This is a genomic window from Achromobacter aegrifaciens (genome assembly GCF_902859735.1).
Taxonomy (GTDB): Bacteria; Pseudomonadota; Gammaproteobacteria; order Burkholderiales; family Burkholderiaceae_B; genus Achromobacter; species Achromobacter aegrifaciens.
The window spans coordinates 105,436-128,641 of sequence record NZ_CADIJY010000012.1 but is presented as its reverse complement, the minus strand read 5'-3'; the positions used below and the strand labels follow the sequence as shown (position 1 = coordinate 128,641).

Annotated in this window: 25 protein-coding genes; 10 read left to right on the top strand and 15 right to left on the bottom strand. The window is 66.1% G+C overall.

Annotated features, from left to right (window positions below; all coding sequences use genetic code 11):
- Positions 1-25: 25 nt before the first annotated feature.
- Together HV766_RS24745 and HV766_RS24740 are read right to left on the bottom strand one after the other, a co-directional pair.
- Positions 26-700: a hypothetical protein gene (locus tag HV766_RS24745; protein ID WP_119450660.1), complete on the bottom strand. Its 675-nt coding sequence runs from the start codon at positions 698-700 to the stop codon at positions 26-28.
- Positions 701-744: 44 nt separating this feature from the next.
- On the bottom strand, positions 745-1,209 hold the full coding sequence (locus HV766_RS24740) for a hypothetical protein (RefSeq protein WP_119450659.1): 465 nt from the start codon (positions 1,207-1,209) through the stop codon (positions 745-747).
- Between the two features lie 454 nt (positions 1,210-1,663).
- Here HV766_RS24740 and HV766_RS24735 point away from each other — a divergent pair, with 454 nt between their 5' ends.
- A complete protein-coding gene (locus tag HV766_RS24735; protein ID WP_054457800.1) occupies positions 1,664-1,954 on the top strand; it encodes an antibiotic biosynthesis monooxygenase family protein in 291 nt (96 codons plus the stop codon).
- A 30-nt stretch (positions 1,955-1,984) separates the two neighbouring features.
- On the opposite strand, the gene HV766_RS24730 is transcribed toward HV766_RS24735, so the two are convergent.
- The 6 genes from HV766_RS24730 to HV766_RS24705 all read right to left on the bottom strand — a co-directional run bounded on the left by HV766_RS24730 (position 1,985) and on the right by HV766_RS24705 (position 6,752).
- Positions 1,985-2,344, bottom strand: coding sequence for a nucleotide pyrophosphohydrolase (locus HV766_RS24730; RefSeq protein ID WP_119450658.1), 360 nt, complete (start codon positions 2,342-2,344; stop codon positions 1,985-1,987).
- An 8-nt stretch (positions 2,345-2,352) separates the two neighbouring features.
- A complete protein-coding gene (locus tag HV766_RS24725; RefSeq protein WP_119450657.1) occupies positions 2,353-2,970 on the bottom strand; it encodes a 3'-5' exonuclease in 618 nt (205 codons plus the stop codon).
- A gap of 4 nt (positions 2,971-2,974) precedes the next feature.
- The gene (locus tag HV766_RS24720; RefSeq protein ID WP_054457802.1) at positions 2,975-3,199 is read right to left on the bottom strand and encodes a DUF1653 domain-containing protein; all 225 of its coding nucleotides are present in this window, start codon (positions 3,197-3,199) and stop codon (positions 2,975-2,977) included.
- 104 nt (positions 3,200-3,303) lie between these two features.
- Positions 3,304-4,740 carry a methyl-accepting chemotaxis protein gene (locus HV766_RS24715; RefSeq protein ID WP_175182006.1) on the bottom strand — a complete coding sequence of 479 codons (1,437 nt, stop codon included), beginning with the start codon at positions 4,738-4,740 and terminating at the stop codon, positions 3,304-3,306.
- A gap of 182 nt (positions 4,741-4,922) precedes the next feature.
- A complete protein-coding gene (locus HV766_RS24710) occupies positions 4,923-5,633 on the bottom strand; it encodes a glutathione S-transferase (protein ID WP_175182005.1) in 711 nt (236 codons plus the stop codon).
- Between the two features lie 63 nt (positions 5,634-5,696).
- Complete coding sequence (locus HV766_RS24705) at positions 5,697-6,752, bottom strand: GlxA family transcriptional regulator (RefSeq protein ID WP_225590506.1); 1,056 nt, start codon at positions 6,750-6,752, stop codon at positions 5,697-5,699.
- Between the two features lie 152 nt (positions 6,753-6,904).
- Between HV766_RS24705 and HV766_RS24700 the strand changes: the two genes are divergently transcribed.
- Genes HV766_RS24700 through HV766_RS24680 form a run of 5 tightly spaced genes read left to right on the top strand, consistent with a single transcriptional unit; the run spans position 6,905 to position 11,703 of the window.
- Positions 6,905-7,957 carry an ABC transporter substrate-binding protein gene (locus HV766_RS24700; RefSeq protein ID WP_054457805.1) on the top strand — a complete coding sequence of 351 codons (1,053 nt, stop codon included), beginning with the start codon at positions 6,905-6,907 and terminating at the stop codon, positions 7,955-7,957.
- Positions 7,958-7,970: 13 nt separating this feature from the next.
- Positions 7,971-9,020 (top strand): ABC transporter ATP-binding protein, encoded by a 1,050-nt coding sequence (locus HV766_RS24695; RefSeq protein ID WP_175182004.1) that lies wholly within the window; start codon positions 7,971-7,973, stop codon positions 9,018-9,020.
- On the top strand, positions 9,017-9,865 hold the full coding sequence (locus HV766_RS24690) for an ABC transporter permease (protein WP_175182003.1): 849 nt from the start codon (positions 9,017-9,019) through the stop codon (positions 9,863-9,865). Before HV766_RS24695 ends, HV766_RS24690 begins: the two co-directional genes overlap by 4 nt.
- Complete coding sequence (locus tag HV766_RS24685) at positions 9,862-10,653, top strand: ABC transporter permease (protein ID WP_054457808.1); 792 nt, start codon at positions 9,862-9,864, stop codon at positions 10,651-10,653. The genes HV766_RS24690 and HV766_RS24685 overlap by 4 nt, the downstream gene beginning before the upstream one ends.
- A gap of 36 nt (positions 10,654-10,689) precedes the next feature.
- A complete protein-coding gene (locus HV766_RS24680) occupies positions 10,690-11,703 on the top strand; it encodes a proline racemase family protein (RefSeq protein ID WP_054457809.1) in 1,014 nt (337 codons plus the stop codon).
- 57 nt (positions 11,704-11,760) lie between these two features.
- On the opposite strand, the gene HV766_RS24675 is transcribed toward HV766_RS24680, so the two are convergent.
- Genes HV766_RS24675 through HV766_RS24660 form a run of 4 tightly spaced genes read right to left on the bottom strand, consistent with a single transcriptional unit; the run spans position 11,761 to position 16,046 of the window.
- Positions 11,761-13,359 (bottom strand): GMC family oxidoreductase, encoded by a 1,599-nt coding sequence (locus tag HV766_RS24675; RefSeq protein ID WP_175182002.1) that lies wholly within the window; start codon positions 13,357-13,359, stop codon positions 11,761-11,763.
- Positions 13,360-13,364: 5 nt separating this feature from the next.
- Complete coding sequence (locus tag HV766_RS24670) at positions 13,365-14,186, bottom strand: shikimate dehydrogenase family protein (RefSeq protein WP_175182001.1); 822 nt, start codon at positions 14,184-14,186, stop codon at positions 13,365-13,367.
- A 15-nt stretch (positions 14,187-14,201) separates the two neighbouring features.
- Positions 14,202-15,188 carry a transketolase family protein gene (locus HV766_RS24665; RefSeq protein ID WP_054457812.1) on the bottom strand — a complete coding sequence of 329 codons (987 nt, stop codon included), beginning with the start codon at positions 15,186-15,188 and terminating at the stop codon, positions 14,202-14,204.
- A complete protein-coding gene (locus HV766_RS24660) occupies positions 15,189-16,046 on the bottom strand; it encodes a transketolase (RefSeq protein ID WP_175182000.1) in 858 nt (285 codons plus the stop codon). It abuts the gene before it with no gap.
- A gap of 127 nt (positions 16,047-16,173) precedes the next feature.
- On the opposite strand from HV766_RS24660, the gene HV766_RS24655 reads away from it, so the two are divergent.
- Both HV766_RS24655 and HV766_RS24650 read left to right on the top strand, forming a co-directional pair.
- Positions 16,174-16,878: a GntR family transcriptional regulator gene (locus tag HV766_RS24655; protein ID WP_054457814.1), complete on the top strand. Its 705-nt coding sequence runs from the start codon at positions 16,174-16,176 to the stop codon at positions 16,876-16,878.
- A 21-nt stretch (positions 16,879-16,899) separates the two neighbouring features.
- Positions 16,900-17,970: a glycerol dehydrogenase gene (locus HV766_RS24650; protein ID WP_119450649.1), complete on the top strand. Its 1,071-nt coding sequence runs from the start codon at positions 16,900-16,902 to the stop codon at positions 17,968-17,970.
- 39 nt (positions 17,971-18,009) lie between these two features.
- On the opposite strand, the gene kce is transcribed toward HV766_RS24650, so the two are convergent.
- The 3 genes from kce to HV766_RS24635 are packed head-to-tail and all read right to left on the bottom strand — an operon-like array spanning position 18,010 to position 20,676.
- A complete protein-coding gene (gene kce / locus HV766_RS24645) occupies positions 18,010-18,945 on the bottom strand; it encodes a 3,5-dioxohexanoate:acetyl-CoA acetone transferase (protein ID WP_054457816.1) in 936 nt (311 codons plus the stop codon).
- The gene (locus tag HV766_RS24640; RefSeq protein WP_054457817.1) at positions 18,938-19,894 is read right to left on the bottom strand and encodes a 3-hydroxyacyl-CoA dehydrogenase; all 957 of its coding nucleotides are present in this window, start codon (positions 19,892-19,894) and stop codon (positions 18,938-18,940) included. The genes kce and HV766_RS24640 overlap by 8 nt, the downstream gene beginning before the upstream one ends.
- On the bottom strand, positions 19,894-20,676 hold the full coding sequence (locus tag HV766_RS24635; RefSeq protein WP_054457818.1) for an SDR family oxidoreductase: 783 nt from the start codon (positions 20,674-20,676) through the stop codon (positions 19,894-19,896). Before HV766_RS24635 ends, HV766_RS24640 begins: the two co-directional genes overlap by 1 nt.
- A gap of 325 nt (positions 20,677-21,001) precedes the next feature.
- On the opposite strand from HV766_RS24635, the gene HV766_RS24630 reads away from it, so the two are divergent.
- Positions 21,002-22,201: an ABC transporter substrate-binding protein gene (locus tag HV766_RS24630; protein WP_054457819.1), complete on the top strand. Its 1,200-nt coding sequence runs from the start codon at positions 21,002-21,004 to the stop codon at positions 22,199-22,201.
- Positions 22,202-22,319: 118 nt separating this feature from the next.
- The gene (locus tag HV766_RS24625) at positions 22,320-23,186 is read left to right on the top strand and encodes a branched-chain amino acid ABC transporter permease (protein WP_054457820.1); all 867 of its coding nucleotides are present in this window, start codon (positions 22,320-22,322) and stop codon (positions 23,184-23,186) included.
- Positions 23,187-23,206 lie beyond the last annotated feature (20 nt).

Genomic DNA, 23,206 nt, shown 5'->3' with positions numbered 1-23,206 from the left:
CCGCCGGGACGAGCGGGCCCCAGCATCAGCCCGGCGTGTACAGATCGGTATAGGTTCGGTTGCGCAGCGGCGGCGACGCCAGCGCGGCGCTCTGCACGCTGCGCACCGGATAGGCTTGCGCCTCGGGCGCAGGAGGCGCGGGCGGCACAGGCCGGTCGGCCAGGACCGGGCCGCCGGCAGGCGGCGCCGCCTGCGCGACCGCATTGCTGTCGAAGCGGTGATCCGCTGTCGTCAACGCGGGATTGGTGCACAGCCCCTGCGCCACCAGCGCCGCCTTGGTGCGATCGTCGGTCTGGCACAGGATGTCGATGGCCGCGGTCTCCAGACGGCGCGAACGGTCCGCATCCCTGGTCGAGGCGGCCGCCTGCATGGTTCGCTCGAAGTTGCGCCGCAGGCTGCACTTCTGGTCCTCGATCGGGATCGCTATGTTCATGCCGAAGCCGACAACGGCGCCGCCTCCGCCCGCCGAAACCATGCAGCTGTCGGACGAGAAAGAACCGTAGAAACTTTGTCCGCCCAGCGGCGGCACGCTGCGCAGCGTGCTGGACCCGCTGTTGCTGGAGTTGAGCGTGATGCCCTGATTGTTGCCGGCGTTGGTCGATCCCGAGGATGCCGATGTCGTCGCGCTGGAACTGCTGGTCTGGGCGCTGGCGGACACCGCCGCCAGCGACAGGGAAATGGCAAGCACTATGGTCTTCATGATGTCCCCTCGCCCGGACGGCCGAAGCCGTCCGGATAACTGGGTCAGTGATTGAAACCGCCGACATGGCCCACCGGGCCGATGCCGTGTATCGACCCGAACGCACCCACATTCACCGCATGGAACGAACCCGTCGCCGAAGCGCTGGTGTCAGTCTGGGCAAACGTGGCGCTGCCGTTAGCGATGCTGTCGCCCACCATGATGGGCGCGTTGCCCGAGACATGGCCGTACGAATCGCTATTGGCGTACTGGCGCGTGCTGGTGACCACTTGCGTGCCATCGCGGCTGAAGCTGCCGCCCACTTCCGCAACGCCGCCTGTCATGCCGAACGACACCTGGGTGGATGAACCGTAGCCATTGATCTGGGTGGCGGCCACGGAGCTGCCCGTGGAGATGGATGACGCGGTGCCATTGATTGCGCCCGCGTGACCCGTGATTGAGCCACCAGGGTCCGCATAGGCCGAGACAGCGAACAAGGACAACGCGGCGACTGCCATGAGCTTTTTCATTTCAGCTCCTCCTGCTCCGTGCATGCACGGATTCACGATTACCGGCGACCGACCGGCGCGGACCGTTACCGCTCAGCGCCACGCCTGGACAATGACGAAAGGCGTGGGACTTTCGTATTGGTACGGAATGATTGCTCCGTCCTAGGCAAGTCGATATCGCCTAAACGGGCGACCGAGTCCCGATGGACGACACCAAGCTGTAAAACAATCGGCCAGATTTGCGGCGATCTTGCGCGGCGGCCGTGCGTATGGACGAGGGAATCGGCGCAAGCCACGCGGCGCGCGCGCCCGGGTTCAACTTTATGGATGGGAATGAGGGTGGCCGCCTCGGGCAATTTCCCTAACGCGCACAACGGAAGCGGCAGGGTCCGAAACACGCCCGGCGCGGAAATTTCAGCGATACTACGGCGGCCGGCCGGGCGCTACCCGGCCTCATCTGTTTGGAGACCAGACCATGATCCAGGAGATTGCCAGCATCCATGTCCGCGAAGGACAGGAAGCGCTGTTCGAGGCGGGCGTCGCGCAGGCGAAACCGTTGTTCTTGCGGGCCCGCGGCTGCCACGGCATGGAGCTGTACCGCAGCATCGAACAGCCGCAGCGCTACACGCTGGTCGTGGCTTGGGAAACCGTAGAGAACCACATGGTGGATTTCCGCGAATCCAGCGATTTCCAGGAATGGCGCAAGCTGGTGGCGGGCTTTTTCGTCGAACCGCCCCAGGTGCATCACGAGCAAAAAGTGCTCTGAGGCGGCCGGCCTGGCCGCGCCGCGCGCGAGTCAGGACTGTTCAGGCGGATCGTCGTACTTGCGCGCGCTGCCGCGAAACCGATCCGCCGGATATTTCCGCGCATTCTTGACCATCTTGGCCGTGACCGCGTCGGCGATATCGATGCCGAGCTGGTCCGCCAGGGCCACCAGGTACATCTGCACGTCCGCTATTTCGTCCGCGGCGTCCGCCAGCTTCTCGGGCGGCATCTTGCGCGACTCGGCCTCGCTCAGCCACTGGAACAGGGATACGAGTTCGCCCGCCTCTCCGGCCAGCGCCATCGCCAGGTTCTTGGGCGTATGAAAGGGCTGCCACTCCCGCTCTTCGGTAAACCGGCGCACGGCCAGCCGGATATGTTCCAGGTCGGACATCGAAACTCCTAGCCCGCGGCCAGGCGGGAGCTTGCCGCCAGCGCCACGGCCACGGTGGTGCGCACGTCTGCCAGCGCGCGGTGGGTGGGATCCGAGGCGCCGACATGGCGCGCCAGGATTTCCAGCTTGTGCGAGGGCAGCTCCGGCCATGCGCGCCGCGCCAGCGCCAGCGTGCAATGGGTCGAGTTGGCGAACGGCAGGCCGGTCTGGTCCGCCGCCGCGCCCAGGAAGCGCCGGTCAAACGAAGCATTATGGAAAAACACCGGCAGGTCTTCCACGAAATCCAGGAAGGAGGAAAACGCCTGCGCCACCGGCACGCCGTCTCGGTCGACTTCCGCCTGCGTGATGCCGGTCAGGCGGCTGATGAAGGACGGCACCGGTCCGCGCGTGCGCACGACCTGCGTGTACTCCCGCTCAAGCGCGCCTGCCGCGCCCACGCGCACCGCCGCGAACTCCAGGATCTCGCAGGTGGCGGTGGACAGGCCGGTGGTTTCCAAGTCGGCGACGATGAACGGGCCGCGCAATGCCTGCAACGCGGCCGCCAGCGCCTCACTGCCGGCCTTTGCGCCCGTTGCGCGGGCAGGCGCAGCGCCGCTTGCGCGCGGCCGCCGGTAATAGAACGCCACGGCCCTACTCCACCGGCCGCAAGGGCGCGAAGCGGGGCGTGCCGTCGGGCAGCTGACCGAAGAACATATCGGCCGGACGCACCCACAAGCCGCGCTCGTGAGGCCACAAGTGTTCATAGACCACCAGGGACTCCTCGGTTTCGGAGTGGCGGGCGGTGCCCACATAAAGGTAGAGGCCGCCCTTGTAATGGCGGTGCGAGGCGAGAGCCAGTGCTTCGGATTCGGTCATGGTTGGTGGCCGCAAATGGCGCGGCCCGGGCGGAGGGTTCCTGCCCGGGCCTGCGGGTTCAGATCAATACCGTCTTTATAGCGCATCGGCCCGGCGGCGCCGGCTCAGTAGCGCACGTATTGCCGCTCGGCCTGCGGCTGCAGCGGTCCATTGGCGGCTGGCCTGGCCCGCAGAGCGGGGGCCATGGGCCTGACCGAGGCGGTGGGCGGCGCGGCGCGCGCGGGCTCTCCTGCCCGCTGCGTGATGTCCTCGGTGACCTCGCCGAGCCTGGCGGACTGGGCCAGCGACACCTCCACCACCTCCGCCATGATTTCAGTCACGCGGCGCGACGATGCGACGATATCGTCCATGGTCGAGCCTGCCGACTGGACCTGGCGCGCGCCGCTCTCGACCTGCTGCACCGACGAAGTGATCAGGTCCTTGATCTCCTTGGCCGCCGCCGCGCTGTTCTGCGCCAGGCTGCGGACCTCGGCCGCGACCACGGCGAAGCCCTTGCCGTGCGAGCCGGCGCGCGCGGCCTCGACGGCGGCGTTCAGCGCCAGGATGTTGGTCTGGAAGGCGATGCCGTCCATGACCCCGATGATTTCCGAAATGCGGCGTGAACTCTGGGTGATGCCGCCCATGGTCTGCACCACTTCCTGCACCGTATGGCCGCCCTGCTCGGCCACGCGACAGGCGTCCAACGCCAGCGTATTGGCCTGGCCCGCGCGTTCGGCGTTTTCGGTCAGTCCCTGGACCGCGACACGCAAGGTCTGGGCGGCGGTAAAGCGCCGCGTGATGTCGGTGGCGTACTTGACGACCTTGACCGGCCGGCCCTCGGCATCGAAGATCGGGTTGTAGCTGGCTTCGATCCAGACCTGGCGGCCGCCCTTGCCGATGCGCAGGTACTGCCCGGTGTCATGCTCGCCGTTGCGCAGCCTGCGCCAGAACTCCTTGTATGCCTCGCCGCGCGCCTCCTCGGGCGGGACGAACATGCTGTGATGACGTCCCTGGATTTCGTCCGCGCGATAGCCCACCGCGCCCAGGAACAGATCGTTGGCGCGGATGATGATGCCGTCGAGTTCGAACTCGATGATGGCCTGGACCTTGGAGATCGCCGCCAACTGGCCTTCCACGTCCGCCTGCCGCTGCTGCTGCGCGGTGATGTCGACGGCGTACTTGACCACTTTGACCAGCCGATCATGGCGGTCGTAGATCGGGTTGTACGAGGCTTGCAGCCAGACGTCGCTGCCATCCTTGCGGATGCGGCGGTAGCGCCCCGCATCGCGGCCCCCCTGCCGCAACCGGTTCCAGAATTCCGCGTAGGCGGCCGATGCGCGCTCCGCCGGGTCGACGAACATGCGGTGGTGCTGCCCCGCGATCTCGTCCAGCGCGTAGCCCATGGTGTCCAGGAAGTTCGAATTCGCCGCCAGCACGTGGCCGTCCAGGTCGAACTCGATGACGGCCTGGGCGTTGTGGATCGCAGCGATCTGCCCGAGCATGTCTGCCTTCTGCATGCCACGGTCCCGGCGTAGCAGTTGGCTGAGAGTGATCCATTTCATCTTGACGTCTCCTGCCCGGCGTCCGGGTGGTTTGAAGCCGTTCGACCTATCTGCCGCGAGACAAATGGAAATATTTATCTAACAATTTGCAAATATTTAATCTTAAAAATGAGCGGGTCTCAAGATTTTCAAGACACCCATCAAAAAAATAGGGATTCAGCAACACCAGGGTTTATCCGGACTCAAGCCGCGTCCAATTCGCGATATCGGCGGAAAATCCCCTCCCCGAAAGGCAGGCGCCTGCCGCTGTCGAAGTAGGACTGCAATTCCGCCAGCGCCGCCACGCGCGCATGCAACGCCATGACGTTCGGATAACGCACGGCCAGGGTCGCCATGCGTTTCGGAAAGGCGTAGAGCAGGCCGTCCACGAGATGGAACAACGACAGGTCCACATAGGTCCAGCGCTTGCCGCCCGCCAGCCAGGCCTGCGGCCCGCCCAACACCAGTTCGAAGTAGCCCAGGAATTTGGGCATGCGCTCTTCGCGGAAGCAGCGCGCCCGGCGCGCGGCCTCGGTCTTCTGGTCTTCGTAGTACTCGCTGGCGGATATCGGATGATGCGTGTCGTGCGCTTCGGCCACCATGTCGGCGATGGTGAGCTGAAGCTGGTTCACCCACAGCCGCCCTTCCTGCGAGTCCGGCGCCAGGCCGTGCTTTTCGCCCAGGAACAGCAGGATGTTGGCGGTCTGCCCCAGCGTCATCTTGCCCGCGACCAGATATGGCGGCGCGAACGGCGGATGCTTGCGCGCCGAACTCAGGTCCGCCACCAGCGTGCCTTCGTCCGCGCCGGGCTGGCGTGCGCATTCGCGATACGGAATGCCGCCGGCCTCCAGGGCCAGGCGCACGAACTCGCCGCGTCCGGGGATGCCGTCCCAGTACCAAAGGTCATAGGTCATGTCGTCTCCTTCCGTTGATAAGCCCAAGGGCCTGCCGGCGCCGGAACGAGCCGTGCAGAAGCCTCAGGCGGGAAACACGCTGACTCCGCCGTCGCGGCCGGCGGCCTGCTGATACTGGCGCGGCGACTGGCCGAAATGCGCGCGGAAATCGCGCGAGAAATGCGCGCCGTCCGCAAACCCGCAGTCCAGCGCGATCTGAGTGATGCTGCTGGGATTGTTCAAGAGCAGCCAGCTGCCGTATTCCAGCCGCAATTGCCGCTGGAACGCCATCGGCGACATGCCAGTGGCCAGGCGGAAGGCGCGCTCCAGCTGCCTGCGCCCGACGCCGACGTAGCGCGCAATCGCATCCAGCGGCGGCGGGTTGTCGATGCGCTGCTCGATGAAGTGCGCGGCCTGGCGCACGCGCAGATCCTGGATGCCCGACAGGTCCGTGTGGAAATGCGCCTGCGGCACCCGCCCCGGGCGCACGCCTTGCAGCATCATGTGCCGCATCGCCTGCTGGGCCTTGTCACGCCCGCAATGCCGGGCCACCAGGTACAGCCCCAGGTCGATCGCGGCCGTGGAGCCTGCGCAGGAAATCAGGTCGCCTTCATCCACGAACAGCCGGTCCACCACCGCCCGCGTCTGCGGAAAACGTTCGCGAAAGGTGTCCAGCACATTCCAGTGTACGCAGACCGTGCGCGGCCCGATGACGTCAGCCTGCGCCAGCGCGAAGGTGCCGGTGCAGATGCCCAAGAGCCGCACGCGCTGCGCCGCCGCCAGTTGCAGCCAGTCGCGCAGGGGGTCGGGCAGGCGGCCGTTGAAGTAGTCGTTGCCGCCGCAAACCGCTATGTAGTCGAACTGGGCCGGGTCTTCGGGCAGGCCATCGGCCACGTCTATGGTCAGGCCCGCGCTGGAGCAGCGCGGCTTGCCATCCCAGCTCATGACGCGCCATGCAGTATGGATCTGGCGGCTGCGTCCACCGTGGTCGCCCGCCAGCCGCAACACGTCCACCAATCCGGCAAAGGCGGCCAGCGTGAACTGGTCCAGCAGCACGATACCCACGGTCAGTGCGGGTTTCCCCTGAGGCAGGGCGCTGCACTCACCGTCATAGGAGAAAGACGACGTCGAGGCGGGCATAGCGGTTTCCATGTCGCAATTATTCAAGTTTTTGTCCCAGGCCTTCAAGCTGGTTTTCCCGGGGATCGCCCAAGATGCACCTATGGCTCCGTCCCGCAGCGCCCGCCGGCGCAGGCAGACCGGACCCGATAAATCGACAAGGGGAATCCGACATGGCAACACCTACCCGCCGCGCGCTGCGCGCCGCATTGCTGGGAGCCGGACTGCTGGCCGCCGGCCAGGCGCTGGCCCAGCAGCAGAAGATCACCGTCGCCTGGTACGGCGGCAACTGGGGCGACGCGTTTCGCGCCTGCGTGGCCGAGCCCTACACCAAGGCCACCGGCGTGACTGTGGTGCCGGAAGTGGGCACGTCCACCACCACGCTGGCCAAGCTGCAGCAGCAGAAGGGCGCGCCCACCATAGACGTGGCGTGGATGGACGGCGGCATCAGCGAACTGGCCGCGGAAGCCGGCGTGCTGGACGCATTGGATCCCGCCGGCATTCCCAATCTGAAGAACGTCATCGACCAGGGCGTGTACCGCAATGGCGACAGCGCCTACGCGGTCAGCACCGGCTACTACTCGCTGGGCATCGCCTACAACACCAAGGAAGTGCCTCAGGCGCCCGCCAGCTGGAAGGACTTGTGGAAGCCCGAGTATGCCGGCGCGGTCGCCATTCCTTCGCCGGCGAACTCGTCGGGCGTGCCGTTCATCTTCTTCCTGGCGCGAGTGTTCTCTGTCGATCCTTCCAACCTGGCGCCGCTGTACGCCAAGCTTGCGTCGCTGGACACGGCCTTGTTCTTCGACAGCTCGGGCGCAGCCACCAACGCCTACCAGAGCGGCGAGGCCATCATCGGCGCGCACTTCAACGTGGGCGCCTGGGATCTGATCGACAAGGGACTGCCCATCGGCTTCGCCGTGCCCAAGGAAGGCGCCTGGGCCACGGATGCGCGCCTGCATCTGGTGAAGAACGCGCCGAACAAGGCGGCCGCGCAGAAGTTCATCGACACCGCGCTCACGCCGGATGCCGCCGCCTGCCTGGCCACGCGCCTGTACCTGGGCCCCGCCGTCAAGGATGTGCAGGTGCCGAAGGACGTGGCGCGCAAGCTGCCCTGGGGCGCGGACGGCTCGGTCAAGAACCTGAGCCTGTTCGACTGGAACCTCATCAACAGCCGCCGCGCCGAGGTCACGGACGCCTGGAACCGCCAGGTTGCCCGCAAGCGCTAGACCGGGATAGAACATGTCCGCTTTGCTTACCATTGAAGGCGTGTCGATGCGCTTTGGCGCCTATCAGGCGCTGGACCGCATCGATCTGGAGATCCAACAGGGAGAGTTCGTGGCCCTGCTTGGTCCCAGCGGCTGCGGCAAGACCACCCTGCTGCGTTCGATCGCCGGATTTCTCAGGCCCGAATCGGGCCGCATCCTGATTGAAGGCCAGGACATCAGCCGCCTGGCCGCGCACCACCGGCCGCTGAACACGGTGTTCCAGAACTATGCGCTGTTTCCGCACATGAACGTGCTGGAAAACGTGGCCTATGGCCCGCGGCGCCAGGGCGCGTCGAAGCAGGAAGCGGCCGGGCGCGCCCGGTCGGCGCTGGACATGGTGGGCCTGGCGGACTTCGGTCCGCGCTATCCCCGCGAAATGTCCGGCGGCCAGCAGCAGCGCGTGGCGCTGGCGCGCGCCATCGTGAACCAGCCCAAGCTGCTGTTGCTGGACGAACCGCTGTCGGCGCTGGACCTGAAGCTGCGCAAGCGCATGCAGCTGGAACTCAAGCACCTGCAGGCCAAGCTGGGCATCGCTTTCATCTTCGTCACGCACGACCAGGAAGAAGCCATGACCATGGCCGACCGGGTGGTGGTCATGCATGCGGGCAAGATCGAACAGGTGGGCGGCGGGACCGAGATCTACCGGCATCCCGCCACCCGCTTCGTGGCCGAGTTCATCGGCGACGCCAACTTCATGCCGTACACCGCCAACGACGATGTGCTGCAGCTGGATGCCCAGGGACTGCGCGTGCCGTTCCCGGGCAAGGCCGCGCCCGCGCGCGGCGTGGCGGTGTTGCGGCCCGAGGATCTGCGCCTGGCCGATGAATCGGCGGCGCTTGCGCTGAACGGCACGGTCACCGACGTCATCAACGTGGGCAGCCACTGCATGATCCACGTGGACATCGGCGGACAGGTCCTGGTGGCGCGCCACGGCGGCATTGCGCCGTCGGGGCTGGGCCCGGGCGCCGCGGCGCGCCTGGCTTTCGCGCCGGAACACCTGCACCTGATCGGTGAACGGCCATGAACGCGCGCGCCTGGCGTTCGCCTGGCCTGCTGCTGGCGGCTCCCGTGCTGTTCTTCGCGGCCTTCTTCCTGGCGCCGCTGGCGGTGGTGGCGCTGGCCAGCATCACCGGCGGCGCCGATGGTTTGACCCTGACTCCGCAGCAATACCTGCGCGTGCTGGGCGACCAGTACCACTGGGACGTGATCCTGGTGACCTTCCGGCTGGCGTTCTTCACCACGGTCGCCTGCGTGGTCCTGGGCTATCCGCTGGCCTGGTATCTGGTGCGCGTGGTGCGCTGGCAGGCCTGGCGGCGCTTCTGCGTGATCCTGCTGGTGGTGCCGCTGTTCACCAGCAATATCGTGCGCGCCTTCGGCTGGATGGTGCTGCTGGGCCGCAACGGGCTGGTCAACCAGGCCCTGGTGGGCGCGGGCATCGCCGACCGTCCGATGCGTTTCATCGGCACCGAGCTGGGCATCCTGATCGGCATGGTCTACGTGCTGCTGCCCTTCGTGGTGCTGGCGGTGGGCAATGCGCTGGCGCGGGTCGATCCCGCCTGCGAGCAGGCCTCGGCCGACCTGGGCGCAAGTCCCACGGCGACCTTCTTCCACATCACCTGGCCGCTGACCCTGCCCGGCGTGGTGTCCGGCGCCATCATGGTCTTCACCCTGGCCGTCAGCGCCTACGTGACGCCTGCGCTGCTGTCGGGGGGACGTGTGTCGGTGCTGTCGATGCTGATCTTCCAGCAGTACAGCACGGTGTTCGACTTCCATTACGGCGGCGCGCTGAGCATGGTGCTGCTGGTGTTCACCCTGATCCTGGTGGCGCTTGCCAACCGCGCCGCCGTCCTGCCGGGAGCCGTGCGATGATCGCCCGCAACCTGATCCGCCTGGTCGCCCTGGGGGTACTGGCCTACCTGGCCCTGCCGCTGGTGGTGATCCTGGGTTCCTCGTTCACGTCCACGCCCTACCTGGCGTTTCCGCCCAAGGGCTTCACGCTGGAGTGGTACCGCACGCTGCTGATCGAGGCCGGCTACGTCGCCGCGTTCACGACCAGCACGGTGCTGGCGCTGGCGGCCACGGCCGCGGCCGTGCTGCTGACGGTGCCGGCCGCGCTGGCGGTGGCGCGCTACGAGTTCCCGGGCAAGGCCGCGCTGACCTCGGTGCTGATGTCGCCGCTGGTGCTGCCGCACATCGTGCTGGGCGCGGCGCTGCTGCAATACGGCGCGTACTTCGGCCTGACGCGCAGCTTCCTGTCCCTGCTGATCGGGCACATCGTCATCATCGCGCCCTTCGTGCTGCGGTCCACGCTGACCCTGCTGACGCCGGAGCAGCGCGCGCTGGAAGAAGCCTCGGCCGACCTGGGCGCGAACCCGTGGACGACCTTCTTCCTGGTGGTGCTGCCGCAGATCCGCCCAGGCATCGTCACCGGTTCGATCTTCGCGTTCATCTCTTCCTGGATCAACGTGGAGCTGTCGATTTTCAACACCACGGCGGACTTGAACACCATCCCCGTGAAGCTCTTCAACTACGTGCAATACACGATAGATCCGACCATCGCAGCCGTATCGGGCGCCACGATCGTGGTTGCGGTGATCGCCATCGTCATCCTGGATTTGACCGTCGGGCTGGACATGCTGTCCGAACGCGGCAAATAACCTTTCTTCCCTACCCTACTGTCTGGAGCCACAGTCATGCGCAAGCAAGACGCGTTCGATGTCATCTATACCCATACCGAAGGCGAGCCCCTGTGCATCGTGCATAGCGGCATCCCCTACCCCGCCGGCTCTACCATCCTGGAGAAGCGCGCCTTCCTGGAGCAGAACTACGACTGGCTGCGCAAGGCGCTGATGCGCGAGCCGCGCGGCCACAAGGACATGTTCGGCGTGTTCCTCACGCCGCCGTCCAGCCCCGAATACGACGCGGGCCTGATCTACATCGACGGCACCGAGTATTCGCACATGTGCGGCCACGGCACCATCGCGGTCAGCATGGCCATGGTGGCCAACGGCCTGGTGCCCCGCGGCAAGGACGGCATCACCAAGATCCGCTTTGAAACCACCGCCGGCCTGGTCGTGTCGGAAGTGGCTTCCGAGGGCGACAACGTGCTGTGGACGCGCTTCGAGAACGTGCCTGCCTACGTGGCCGCGCAGGACATTCCGGTGGAATTGCCCGGCTACGGCAAGCTGTCGGCCGACATCGTCTGGGGCGGCAATTACTTCGGCATCGTCGACCTGTCGGGCTGCGACCTGCGCATCTCGCCAGACAACGGCACGGAGCTGTCGCGCATGGGCCTGATCGTGCGCGACCAGCTCAATGCCCGCCACCGCATCCAGCACCCGACCGAGGCCCACATCAACAACCTGAACTTCATCACCTTCTGGCACCAGCCGACCATCGAAGGCGCGTTCTACAAGAACGTGCACGTGTTCAGCGCCGGCCAGCTGGACCGTTCGCCTGGCGGCACCGGCACCAGCGCGATGATGGCCATGTTCGAAGCGCGCGGCAAGATGGGCTTGAACCAGCCGATCAAGTCGGAAGGCCTGCTGGGCAGCGGCGTGTTCGAAGGCTGCCTGCTGGGCGAGGTGGACCTGAACGGCACCCGCGCCGTGCGTCCCACGGTCAAGGGCACGGCCAGCATCCTGGGCACGGCGCGCTGGGTGATCGACAAGAACGACCCGGTCGGCGCAGGCTTCCTCATCCGCTGAAGTGCAAAGGCGCACGGACCGGTTGGCCCCGTGCGCCTTTTTCCAATGAGGGTACGGCTAGGCCTGCGCCGCGTCCTCCAGGATCATCTCGGCCCCCCGCTCGGCCACCATCATGACAGCGCCCTGCGTATTGCCGGACACCATCTTCGGCATCACCGAGGCATCCACCACGCGCAGGCCGGACAGGCCGTTCACGCGCAAGCGCACGTCGGTGACGGCTGCGGCATCGGAACCCATGCGGCAGGTGCCTATGGGGTGGTAGATGGTCTGGCCGTTGTGCCGCGCGAAGTCCAGCCATTCGTCGTAGCTGTCCACCGCCGCGCCGGGGCTGATCTCCGATTCGACATAGCGCCGCATGGCCGGCTGGCCGACGATGCGCCGGGCCGCCAGCATGCCGCCCACCAGGCTGTCACGGTCCACCTGGGCCGACAGGAAGTTGGGCCGGATCGCCGGCCCCGCCTGCGGGTCCGCGGACTTGATGTGGATGGATCCGACCGACTCGGGCCGCAGCTGCGCCACGCCTATCGTCATGCCGGGATGCTGGTCGAGGATGCGTTCGGCCGCATTGGCGTAGCTGGCGTGCACGAAGAAGTACTGCACATCGGGCGCGGGCAGGTCCGGCGCGCTTTTCACGAAGCCGTGCACCAGCCCCGTGCCCAGGGTCAGGATGCCCTTGTGGCTGGCGTAATAGCGCGCCACCTGCTGCGCCAGGCGCCAGCCGCGCGACATCTCGTTAAGCGTCACCGTGCCCTTCACCCGCCAGTTCATGCGGGTGGCGAAGTGGTCGATATAGTTCTCGCCCACCTGCGGCTGCGCCAGCACCGGCGCGATGCCGAATGACTGCAGCAAAGCGGGATTGCCAACGCCGGACAGCTCCAGCAGTTGCGGCGACTGCACCGCGCCCATGCACAGCAGCGTCTCGCGCCGCGCGCGCACGATGTGCTCCCGTCCGTTCTTGCGATAGGCCACGCCCACGCAGCGCTTGCCCTCGAACACCAGCCGCGTCACGTGCGCGCCGCATTCCACGCTGAGATTCTTGCGGCCCGAGGCGGGCTTCAAGTACCCGTCCACCACGCTCCAGCGCCTGCCCCGATGCTGCAGCACCTGGTAGTAGCCCACGCCCTCCTGGCTGCCGCCGTTGTAGTCGGGATTCAAGGGCTGGCCGTCTTCTTGCGCTGCCTGCAGAAAGGCATCCGATATGGGAAAGCGTTCGGCGACTTCTTCCAGATGCATGGGACCGTTCTTGCCGCGGCTGGCGTCGCCGGGTTCGTAGCATTCGATCTTGCGGAAGATGCGCTCGGCTTGGTTATACCCCCAGCCGGTCGCGCCCGCCGCCTCCCAGCCGTCGTAATCCTGCGGCTGGCCCCGGACGTAGATCATGCCGTTGATCAGCGTCGAACCGCCCACGCCCTTGCCGCGCGGCACGGCGATGCTGCGGCCATGGACGTTGTCTTCAGGCTCGGTGGCGAAGCGCCAGTTGTATTCCGGGTTCACCAGCAGCTTGGAAAAGCCCGCCGGGATCGAGATCCACATGCTGCGGGCTTCATGCCCGGCCTCCAGCATCAGCACGCGGTATTTGCCGTCGGCGCTCAGGCGGTTGGCCAGGATGCAACCCGCCGTGCCACCCCCGGCAATGATGAAGTCGTAGTCGCTCATACCCGTCAGCGTCCTGCGTCGGCCGGCTGGTCCGCCGCCACGCCCAGCATCTGCGCCATCAGCTCGATCTGGCAGGCCAGCATCGGCGCGCCGTAGTGCACCTTGCAGCCGCGGGTCTGCGCCGCCAGCAGCAACGCCGTGTCCTTGGGTTGCATGATGACTTCGCAGACCAGTTGGTCCGGCGTCAGGCGGCTGGCTTCCAGCGGCAAGGCATCGTCCGGCTTCATGCCCAGCGAAGTGCCGTTGACCACCAGGTCATGCCCCGAGGGGTCGGCCGTACCCACATCGATCCGGGCGCCGGGATGCAGCGACAGGATGCGCGCCTTCAGATCCTCGGCCTTGGCCGTGGTGCGATTGGCGATGGTCAGCCGCGACACGCCGGCCTGGACCAGCGCGAAACCGATAGCGTTGGCCGCGCCGCCCGCCCCCGCCAGATAGGCGCTCTTGCCCTGCGGCGACACGCCCGCGCTTTGCAGGCCGCGCACGAATCCCTCGCCGTCCAGCATGTGCGCCACCAGCTTGCCGTCGGCCTCGCGGCGCACCACGTTGGCCGCGCCGATCTTGCGCGCCACGGGGGTGGCGTCGTCCACTAGGTCCAGTATCGCGGTCTTGTGCGGCACCGTGACGATGACACCGCCCAGGTTCTCCAGCCGCCGCAGCCCGGCGACCACCTCCGCCAGGTTGTCCGGCCGGGCGTGGAACGGCACGCACACGCCGTCGAAGCCGATGGCGGCGAAATGCTCGTTCATGCGCTGCGGCGTCTTCACGTGGTGGATGGGATCGGCCAGGATGCCGAACAGGCGCGTGGTGCCGGTGATTTCCTTCATGTCTGTCTCCATGTCTCAGGGCCGGAGCGTGGCGCGCGCGACGTCGGCGATGCCGTCCGCGTCCAGCTTGTAGTGCGCATACAGGGTGGTGGGCGGCGCAATCAGGCTGTATTCATCGTAGATGCCATGGCGGCGCAGGCGCGTGCCTGTGCCCGCGTCGGCCAGCACCTCGGCCACGGCCGAGCCCAGCCCGCCCAGCACGTTGTGCTCTTCCACCGTCATCAGCACGCGGGACTTGCCTGCCGCGGCCAGCACGGCGTCGCGGTCCAGGGGCTTGATAGTGGGCATGTCTATCACGCCCACCGACAATCCTTCGCCGCGCAGCTGCTCGGCGGCGGCCAGGGCCGCGTGCACGGTGATGCCGCAGGCGATGATGTTCAGGTCCGAACCGCTGGAATGGACGATGGCGCGGCCGAACTCGAACGGCACGCCATCTTCGTAAACCTGCGGGTCGCGGCCGCGGCCGATGCGGAAGTAGATCGGCTCGGGCCAGTCCACCGATGCCTTGATGGCGGATGCCAGCTGCGGACCGTCGGCAGGCGAGACCACCGTCAGGCCCGCCAGCGCCCGCATCGTCGAGATATCTTCGGTGGCGTGGTGCGAGGTGCCGTAAAAGCCCAGGCTGATGCCGGTGTGGTGGCCGATCAGGCGCACGGGCAGCTTGGTATACGCCACGTCCATGCGGATCTGTTCGCAGCACAGAAGACCCAGGAAGGACGCGAAGGTCGCGACGAAGGGCATCATGCCCGTGGTCGCCAGGCCTGCCGCGGCCGACACCATGTTCTGCTCGGAAATGCCGAACTGCACATAGCGGTCGGGATAGGCCTGGGCAAAGCGGTTCAGGCCGTTGGAGTACTGCAGGTCGGCCGAACCCGCGACCACCGGATGGCCGGCCGCAGCCAATTCGATCAACGCGTCGGAAAGATAGGACAGCCCGGGGTTCACCGCGTTCAGTGCGCGGTACTGCCAGGAATCGGGAGAGAGAACTTGTGCCTGTGCCATTCAGATCTCGCGGGAAAGGATTTCTTCGACGGCGCTTTGCGCATCTTGCGGCGCCAGGTAGCCCAGGTGCCAGCCCGGCTCGGTTTCCATGTAGGAGACGCCCTTGCCCTTGATGGTCTTTGCTATCACGCAGGCCGGCCTGGCGCGCGATTCGTCTGCGCGCAGGCGGCGCAGCAAGGCGGTCAGTTCCGCCAGGTCATGGCCGTCCACTTCGTGCACCTCCCAACCGAAGGCCTGCCATTTTTCCTTCAGCGATTCCACGCCCATGACGTCGTCGACCTTGCCGTCCAGCTGGTAGCCGTTGCGGTCGATGATGGCGACCAGGCGCGACAGGCGGTTGTGGGCGGCAAAGAGCGCCGCCTCCCAGACCTGGCCTTCCTGCATCTCGCCATCGCCCAGCAGCACGAAGACGTTGAAGTCGCGCCCGCTCATGCGCCCGCCCACCGCCATGCCCACGCCATTGGACAAGGCATGGCCGATGGAACCCGAGCTGAAATCCACGCCCGGCACCTTGCTCATGTCGGGATGGTCCCCCAGCGGGCTGCCCAGGCGGGTGTAGCCGTCCAGCAGTTCGCGGGCAATGAAGCCATGGTCGGCCAACACCGGGAACAGGCCCACCGCCGCATGGCCCTTGCCCATCAGGAAGCGGTCGCGGTCGGGCCACTGAGGCTCGCCCGGACGCAGCCGCATCACGTCGTAGTACAGCGCGGCGAAGATTTCCGCGCACGAGAACACCGAGCTGTAATGCCCGACCTTGGCGATCTCGATCAACCTGATGGTCTCCAGCCGGATGTGGCGGGCCTTTTCCCGCAGCAGCCCGACCTGCCCTTCGGTGGGGACCTCCCTGTCACTCCTCATGGCGCTTCCTTTTCGCTGTTAGGATATATGATATATAATATACCCATCGCGCTCGAATTTGCCATGGCGGGATAGAATTCATCCCGAATCCACCCGCCCCCATCAATACAGCAAGCCTGAGCCTGTCATGTCCAGCCTTAAACCGGTCAAGAAAGAGAACCTCTCCGTCAGGGTCTACAACGAAATCCGCAATGCCCTGATCAACGGGCAGTACGAACCCGGCGAACGCCTGATCATTGGCGAACTGGCCCAGGAAATGGGCGTCTCCATCACGCCTGTACGCGAGGCCATCTTCCGGCTGATCAGCGAGCAAGGCCTGGAAATGCAGGCGGCCACCGCGGTCTACGTGCCTTACGTCAATTCGGAAAAGCTGCGTGAAATCCAGCAGATCCGCTTCCACCTGGAAGGCATGGGCGCGGCCGAGGCCGCCCAGCACATCACGCGCAAGCAACTGGACAACCTGATCGCGCTGCAACGGGACTTCATCTCCTGCACCGCCAGCGATCCCAAGCGCGCCAGCTACCTGAACCGCAAGTTCCACTTCGCCATCCTGGAAGCCAGCAACAAGCCCATCCTGCGCGCCACGGTGGAATCGTTCTGGGTGATCACCGGCCCCATCCTCAAGGTGTTCCACGTCAAGACCTCGGGCCTGGACTATTCGCAGAACGAGCACCGCCACGAAGCGGTGCTGGAAGCCCTGGAAGCGCGCGACTCCGAAGCCGCCAGGCAAGCCATCCAGGCCGATCTGGTCTGGGGCGGCAAGATCATGATCGACTGGCTGGTCGAGCGCGAAAAGGAACTCGACTACCGCCCCCCCGCTGCCCGCAAATAGGCAAACCCGAAGGAAAATCCGATGCTGAAGATTTTTGGCGCGCCCAGCCGCTACATCCAGGGCGCCGGCGCCCTGGACACCCTGGGACAGTACGCAGCCCTGTTCGGCCGCCGCGCGGCCCTGGTCATCGACAGCTACGTGCATGGCGTGCTGGGGCCAAGAATCGAAGCCTTGTGCGCGGCGCAAAACGTGTCGCTGATACCGCTGATGGTCGAAGGCGACCTGACGCCGGCCGCGATCACGCAATTGCGCGCGCAGGCCGCGCCGGCCGGCATCGACATGGTCATCGCGGTGGGCGGCGGCAAGGCGCTGGACGCGGGCAAGGCGGTGGCCAAGTCCTCGCACTGCCATCTCATCACCGTGCCGACCGTCGCGTCCAACGACGCGCCGACCAGCAAGAACTACGTCCTGTACGACGCCCATCACAATCTCCTGGCGGTGGAGCACATGTTGTTCAACCCCACCATCGTGCTGGTCGATACCGCCGTCATCGCCACCGCGCCGGCGAATTTCTTTCTCGCCGGGCTGGGCGACGCGGTCTCGAAGAAATTCGAGGCAGAGCAATGCGGCCGCAACGGCGGCCGCAACATGTATGACGGCGCGCCGCCTCTCACCGCCCAGTTCATCGCCGACGGCTGCCTGCGCACCCTGCTGGCCGACGGCGCGGATGCCGTGGCGGTTGCCGGCAGCGGCCAGCCCACGCCGGCCTTTGAACGCGTGGTGGAAGCGATGATCCTCATGAGCGGCCTCGGTTTCGAAAGCGGCGGCCTGTCCATCGCCCACGCGCTGACGCGCGGACTGCCCAAGATCAGCGGCGTGGCGAGCGCCCCGCATGGCCTGCAGGTGGCGGTCGGCCTGCTGGTGCAGTTGGACCTGGAAAGCCGGACGGACGGCATGCTGGACGAGCTGACCCGCTGGTATGCCCTGGTGGGCCTGCCCACCACCTTGCGCGAACTGGGTGCGGCCGACATGCCGGACGACGCGGAACTGCGGCTGGCTGCGGAGCTGAGCCTGAAGGCCCGCCACGCCGCCAACTTCGACCGCGCGCTCGACACCGACACGCTGGCTGCCGCGCTGCGCCGCCGCGCCTGACGCGACAAGGGGCCGGATAGCGGCCGGCCCCTGGCCGCATCAGAACGCCACGTTGTCCTTGCCCTTCAAGTCCAGCTTGGCGCGCGCTTCTGCGGGCGTGGCGATTTCCAGGTTCAACGCCTCCAGGATGGTGCGGATGCGCTCCACCTGCACCTGATTGGATTGCGCCATCTCGCCCGGGCCGATCCACAGCGAATCCTCCAGCCCCACCCGCACGTTCGAGCCCATGGCCGCGCCTATGGTGGCCAGCGGGATCTGGCCGCGGCCGGCGCCCAGGATCGACCACTCATAGTCGTTGCCGAACAAGCGGTCGGCCGTGCGCTTCATGTGCATCAGGTCTTCGGGGTGCGGGCCGATGCCGCCGAGGATGCCGAATACCGACTGGATGAAGGGCGGCGACTTGACCAGGCCGCGGTCCACGAAATGGGCCAGGTTGTACAGGTGGCTGATGTCGTAGCACTCGAACTCGAAGCGGGTGCCGTTGGCGTTGCCCAGCGCGAGGATCGATTCGATGTCCTGGTAGGTATTGCGAAACACCAGCGAGCGGCTGTTCTCCAGATGCTCGCGCTCCCAGTCATGCTTGAACTCCTTGAAGCGGCCCAGCATGGGGTACAGGCCGAAGTTCATGGACCCCATGTTCAGGGACGCCAGTTCCGGCTTGAAGGTGGTGGCCGGGCGCATGCGCTCTTCCACCGTCATATGCGGGCTGCCGCCGGTGGTGATGTTGATGATGGCGTCCGTTTCCCGCTTGATCCGCTCCAGGAAGGGCTTGAACAGCGCCGGATCCTGCGACGGCTTGCCGGTCTGCGGATCGCGCGCATGCAGGTGCAGCACCGCCGCGCCCGCCTTGGCCGCGCCGATGGCAGCCTCCGCGATCTCGTCGGCGGTTACCGGCAGGTGCGGCGACATGCTGGGCGTGTGGATGGCGCCCGTCACGGCGCAAGTGATGATGACTTTCTGCTTGGGCTTAGCCATTGTTGTCTCCGTTGTCCTGTTTATGGCGCATGAGGCGCATCAGTTTTTCATCGCGCCAGAAGCGGCGCTTGGCAAGATCTTCCTGCGGCAGCAAGCCGCGGCGTTCCTCCGACAGCGCTTCGACCAGCGCGCCGTCCCAGGCGACGGGTTCGCCCTGGGTCGCGCCGATGGACTGGTACAGCCCGCCGTAGCGCGCGCAATAGTCGGCGATGCCGCCCGGCGCGTTGAGGTCTATGGTTTCGAACGGCCCCATGAACGACCAGCGCAGGCCCAGGCCGTCCTTCACCGTGGCGTCGATGTCCTCGGCGCTGGCGATGCCCGCGCTGGCCAGGCGGAACGCCTCGTGCAGCAGCGCGCCCTGCAGGCGGTTGAGGATGAAGCCTTCGATTTCGCGCCGCACCAGCACCGGCTTCTGGCCGATGCCGGCCATGACGGCGCGGGCGGAATCGACGGCCTGCGGGCTGGTCCAGGGTGCGGGGCACAGTTCCACCACCGGGATCAGGTACGGCGGATTCACCGGGTGCGCCACCAGGCAGCGGTGGCGCCCGGCCAGGTGCCCGGTGAATTCGCTGGCGGGGATGCTGGACGTGGAACTGCCGATGATCGCGTCGGGTTCGGCCGCCGCGTCCAGTTCGGCAAACAGCGCCCGCTTGATCTCGACGTTTTCGGGCGAGTTCTCCTGGATGTAGCTGGCGCCCTTCAAGGCATCGGCCAGGTTGCTTGCCACATGGACGCGCCCGCCTATGGCCTCGGCGTCCTGCAGCAAGCCCTGGGCTTCAAGTTCGCGCAGCTGCTGCAGGATCAGACCGCGGGCTTCGGCCAGCATTGCGGCGTTGACGTCATACAGGCGCACTTCCCAGCCCATGCGGGCGAACACGATGGCCCAGCCCTGGCCGATCAGGCCGGTTCCGATGATGGCGGCGCGCTGCGCCTTGGACCCGGCGTCCATCAGTAAAGCTTCTGTGTGAAGCCGTCCACCACGATGGCCTGCCCCGAGACGCTGCGGGCGGCCTCGCTGGCGTTGAACAGCACCATGTTGGCGATATCGCGCGCCGTGACCATGCGGCCCAGCGCGGCCTGGTTCTCGTACTGCGCGGCAATCTCCTCCACCGGACGGCCCAGCGTATCCGCCTTCGCCGCGATCACGGCGCGGATGCGCGGCCCTTCCACCGCCCCCGGCAGGATGGCGTTGACGCGGATGCCATAGGGGCCCAGTTCGATGGCCAGGGATTTGGTGAAGCCAATCACTGCCCACTTCGAGGCGGAATAAACCGAGCGCCCGGCAAAGCCCAGATGGCCGGCCGCGGACGACAGGTTGATCATCACGCCGGCCTTGGACTCCTTGAGCAGGCCGATGGCCTGGCGCGCGCACAGGAACTGTCCGGTGATGTTCACGGCCAGCGTGCGGTCCCAGTCCGCCTTGGACAGGGTTTCGACGTAGCCAGTGGGACCGGCCACGCCGGCGTTGTTGACCAAGATGTCCAGGCCGCCCAGCTTGGCGCGGACCTGATCGAACAGCGCGGCGACGCTGTCTTCGTCCGAGACGTCGGCCAGGGCCGCATGCACGCCAGGCAATTCGGCCGGCAGCGCGGCCAGGCGCTCCTGGTTCACATCGCATACGAACACGGAGGCGCCGGCATGGCGGAACACCTTCGCCATCTCCAGGCCCAGCCCGTCCGCGCCGGCGGTGATGAGCACCTTTTTCCCGGCGAAATCCACTTCCTCGAACATGCCTCTGTCTCCTGATTCTTATGAAAAACAGCCGATTGATGATATACGATATATGAAAAAAACCGCCAGCTTATGACGTTTATTGCAACCGGGCCGTACATCGAAAAGTGTCATCCCGAAGTAGCAAAAGCACCTGGATTTGCTCGACGTCAGCCCGCTAAGTCTTTATTCATGCGGCTTTAGGGAATTCCCCGATTCGGCGGGTTACGGCCCCCACTAGAATCCAAGGCGGGGTTTGCTACCCGCCCGGCCGATATATCATATATTCAAAAAAACGGACCAAACAAGAAAGTCCGCATCCCATACCGACAAAGGAGCGTAGACAGTGTTCAAGTTCAACAAAATTGCTTTGGCGCTGGGCGTATGCGGCGCGCTGGCAAGCGGCACCGCAGCGGCCGACATGAAGGTAGGCGCCCTCTTCCCGTTCAGCGGCGCGCTCGCGCTCCTGGGACAAGAGAGCTATCGCGGCCTGGAGCTGGCCGTCAATGAAATCAACGCCGCGGGCGGGGTCAACGGCGAGAAGATCGAAATCATCAAGGCCGATGCCGTCGATCCGACGCAAGCCGTGTCGGAAACCAAGCGCCTGATTTCCTCCAACGTGGTCGGCGTGTTCGGCAGCTACGCTTCCGGCATTTCCTACGCGGCCTCGCCCGTGACCGAGCTGGCCGGCGTGCCCTATTTCGAACTGGGCGCCACCGCGCACAAGATCACCACCCGCGGCTACAAGTACCTGTTCCGCAGCAACCCCAACACCGCGCTGTACGGCGTGTCGGTGGTCAACGCGCTGCACGACACCATCGCGCCGGGCATGGGGCTGAACCCCAAGGACATCAAGATCGGCATCATCCACGAGGACGGCCCCTACGGCACCGACGTGGCCGCCACCGAGAAAAAACGCGCGCAGGAACTGGGCTATACGGTCGCGGAAGTGCTGCCGTACTCGGCCAAGACCGTCGACCTGTCCTCGCTGATCCTGCGCCTGAAGGGCGCCAAGGTCGACGTGGTGCTGCAGACGGCCTACCAGAACGACGCCATCCTGTTCTTCAGCCAGGCGCGCGCCGCGGGCTTCAAGCCCAAGGTCGTGATCGGCGCGGGCGGCGGTTATTCGCTGGCGGACACGGCCAAGGCCGTGGGCGCCGACATGAACGGCGTGTTCGACCTGGACTTCCCGCAATCCTCCATCAATCCCGCAGGCGCGCCCGGCCTGGACAAGTTCCTCGAAGCCTACAAGGCCACCTACAAGAGCGACCCCCAATCCGGCCACAGCCTGACCAACTACGTCGGCGCCAAGGCCTTCTTCGAAGCCATCGGCAACGCCAAGTCCACGGATAAGGACAAGATCCGCGCCGCCGTCCTGGCCTACAAGAAGCCGGCCGGCCAGAGCGCCAACGGCTGGGCCTTCGACTTCGGCGAAGACGGCCAGAACAATGCATCCACGTTCTACGTGATGCAGTGGCAGGACGGCAAGCTGGTCACCATCGCGCCCAGCAACCTCGCACTCGGCAAGCCGGTCTTCAAGAAATAAGCGCCACGCCAGTGCTCAGGCGCTCGGGGGCGCCTGACGTATCCCGGGGTCCGCGCGCCCCGGTCCGGCCGACAACACGGCCGGGCCGGGGCCGCTACCCGCTCAAAGAGGTTGCAACATGGAACTATTCATTCAACTGGTCATCAACGGCCTGTTGCTGGGCGGCGCGTACACCATCATCAGCCTGGGGCTGACGCTGATCTTCGGCGTGGTGCGCGTCGTGAACTTCGCGCACGGCGAGTTCCTGATGATAGGCATGTACATGGTCTATCTGATCGCGGCGCAATTCGGCGTGCATCCCTATGCCGGCTTGGTGCCCGTCGCCGTCATCCTGTTCGCGCTGGGCGCGCTGACGCAGAAAGGCATCATCCAGCCGCTGCTCAACGCCGACCAGCATATCCAGATCTTCGCCACGGTGGGCGTGTCCACGATCCTGCTGAATCTCGCCCTGGTCATATTCGGCGCCAACGTCTATCGCGCGCCGGTGGAACTGGGCACGAACGCCATCGACATCGGCCCCTATTCGATGGTGACCGGGCAGCTCGTCACCTTCGTGATCGGCCTGACCCTGGCGGTGCTGCTGCACCTGTTCATGCACCGCACCTACCTGGGCCGCGCGCTGCGGGCCGTGGCGCAGCACCGCTATGCCGCCACCCTGATGGGCGTGAACGTCAACAACGTCTACGCCATCGCCTTCGGCCTGGGTACGGCCTTCGTCGGCATCGCCGCCGGCCTGCTGGCGCCGCAGTATCCGGTGTTTCCCACCGTGGGCACGTACTTCGTGCTGACGGCCTTCGTGATCGTGGTGCTGGGCGGCCTGGGCAGCCTGTACGGCGCGGTGGCCGGCTCCATGATCATCGGCATCGTGGACACGCTGGCTGGCTTCTACATCGCCCCCGACCTGAAAGAGGTCGTCTATTTCGGGATCTTCCTCTTGATCCTGGTGCTGCGTCCGAACGGCCTGTTCGGCGTCGGCACAGAGTGATCAGAGCAACAAGGAGCGAG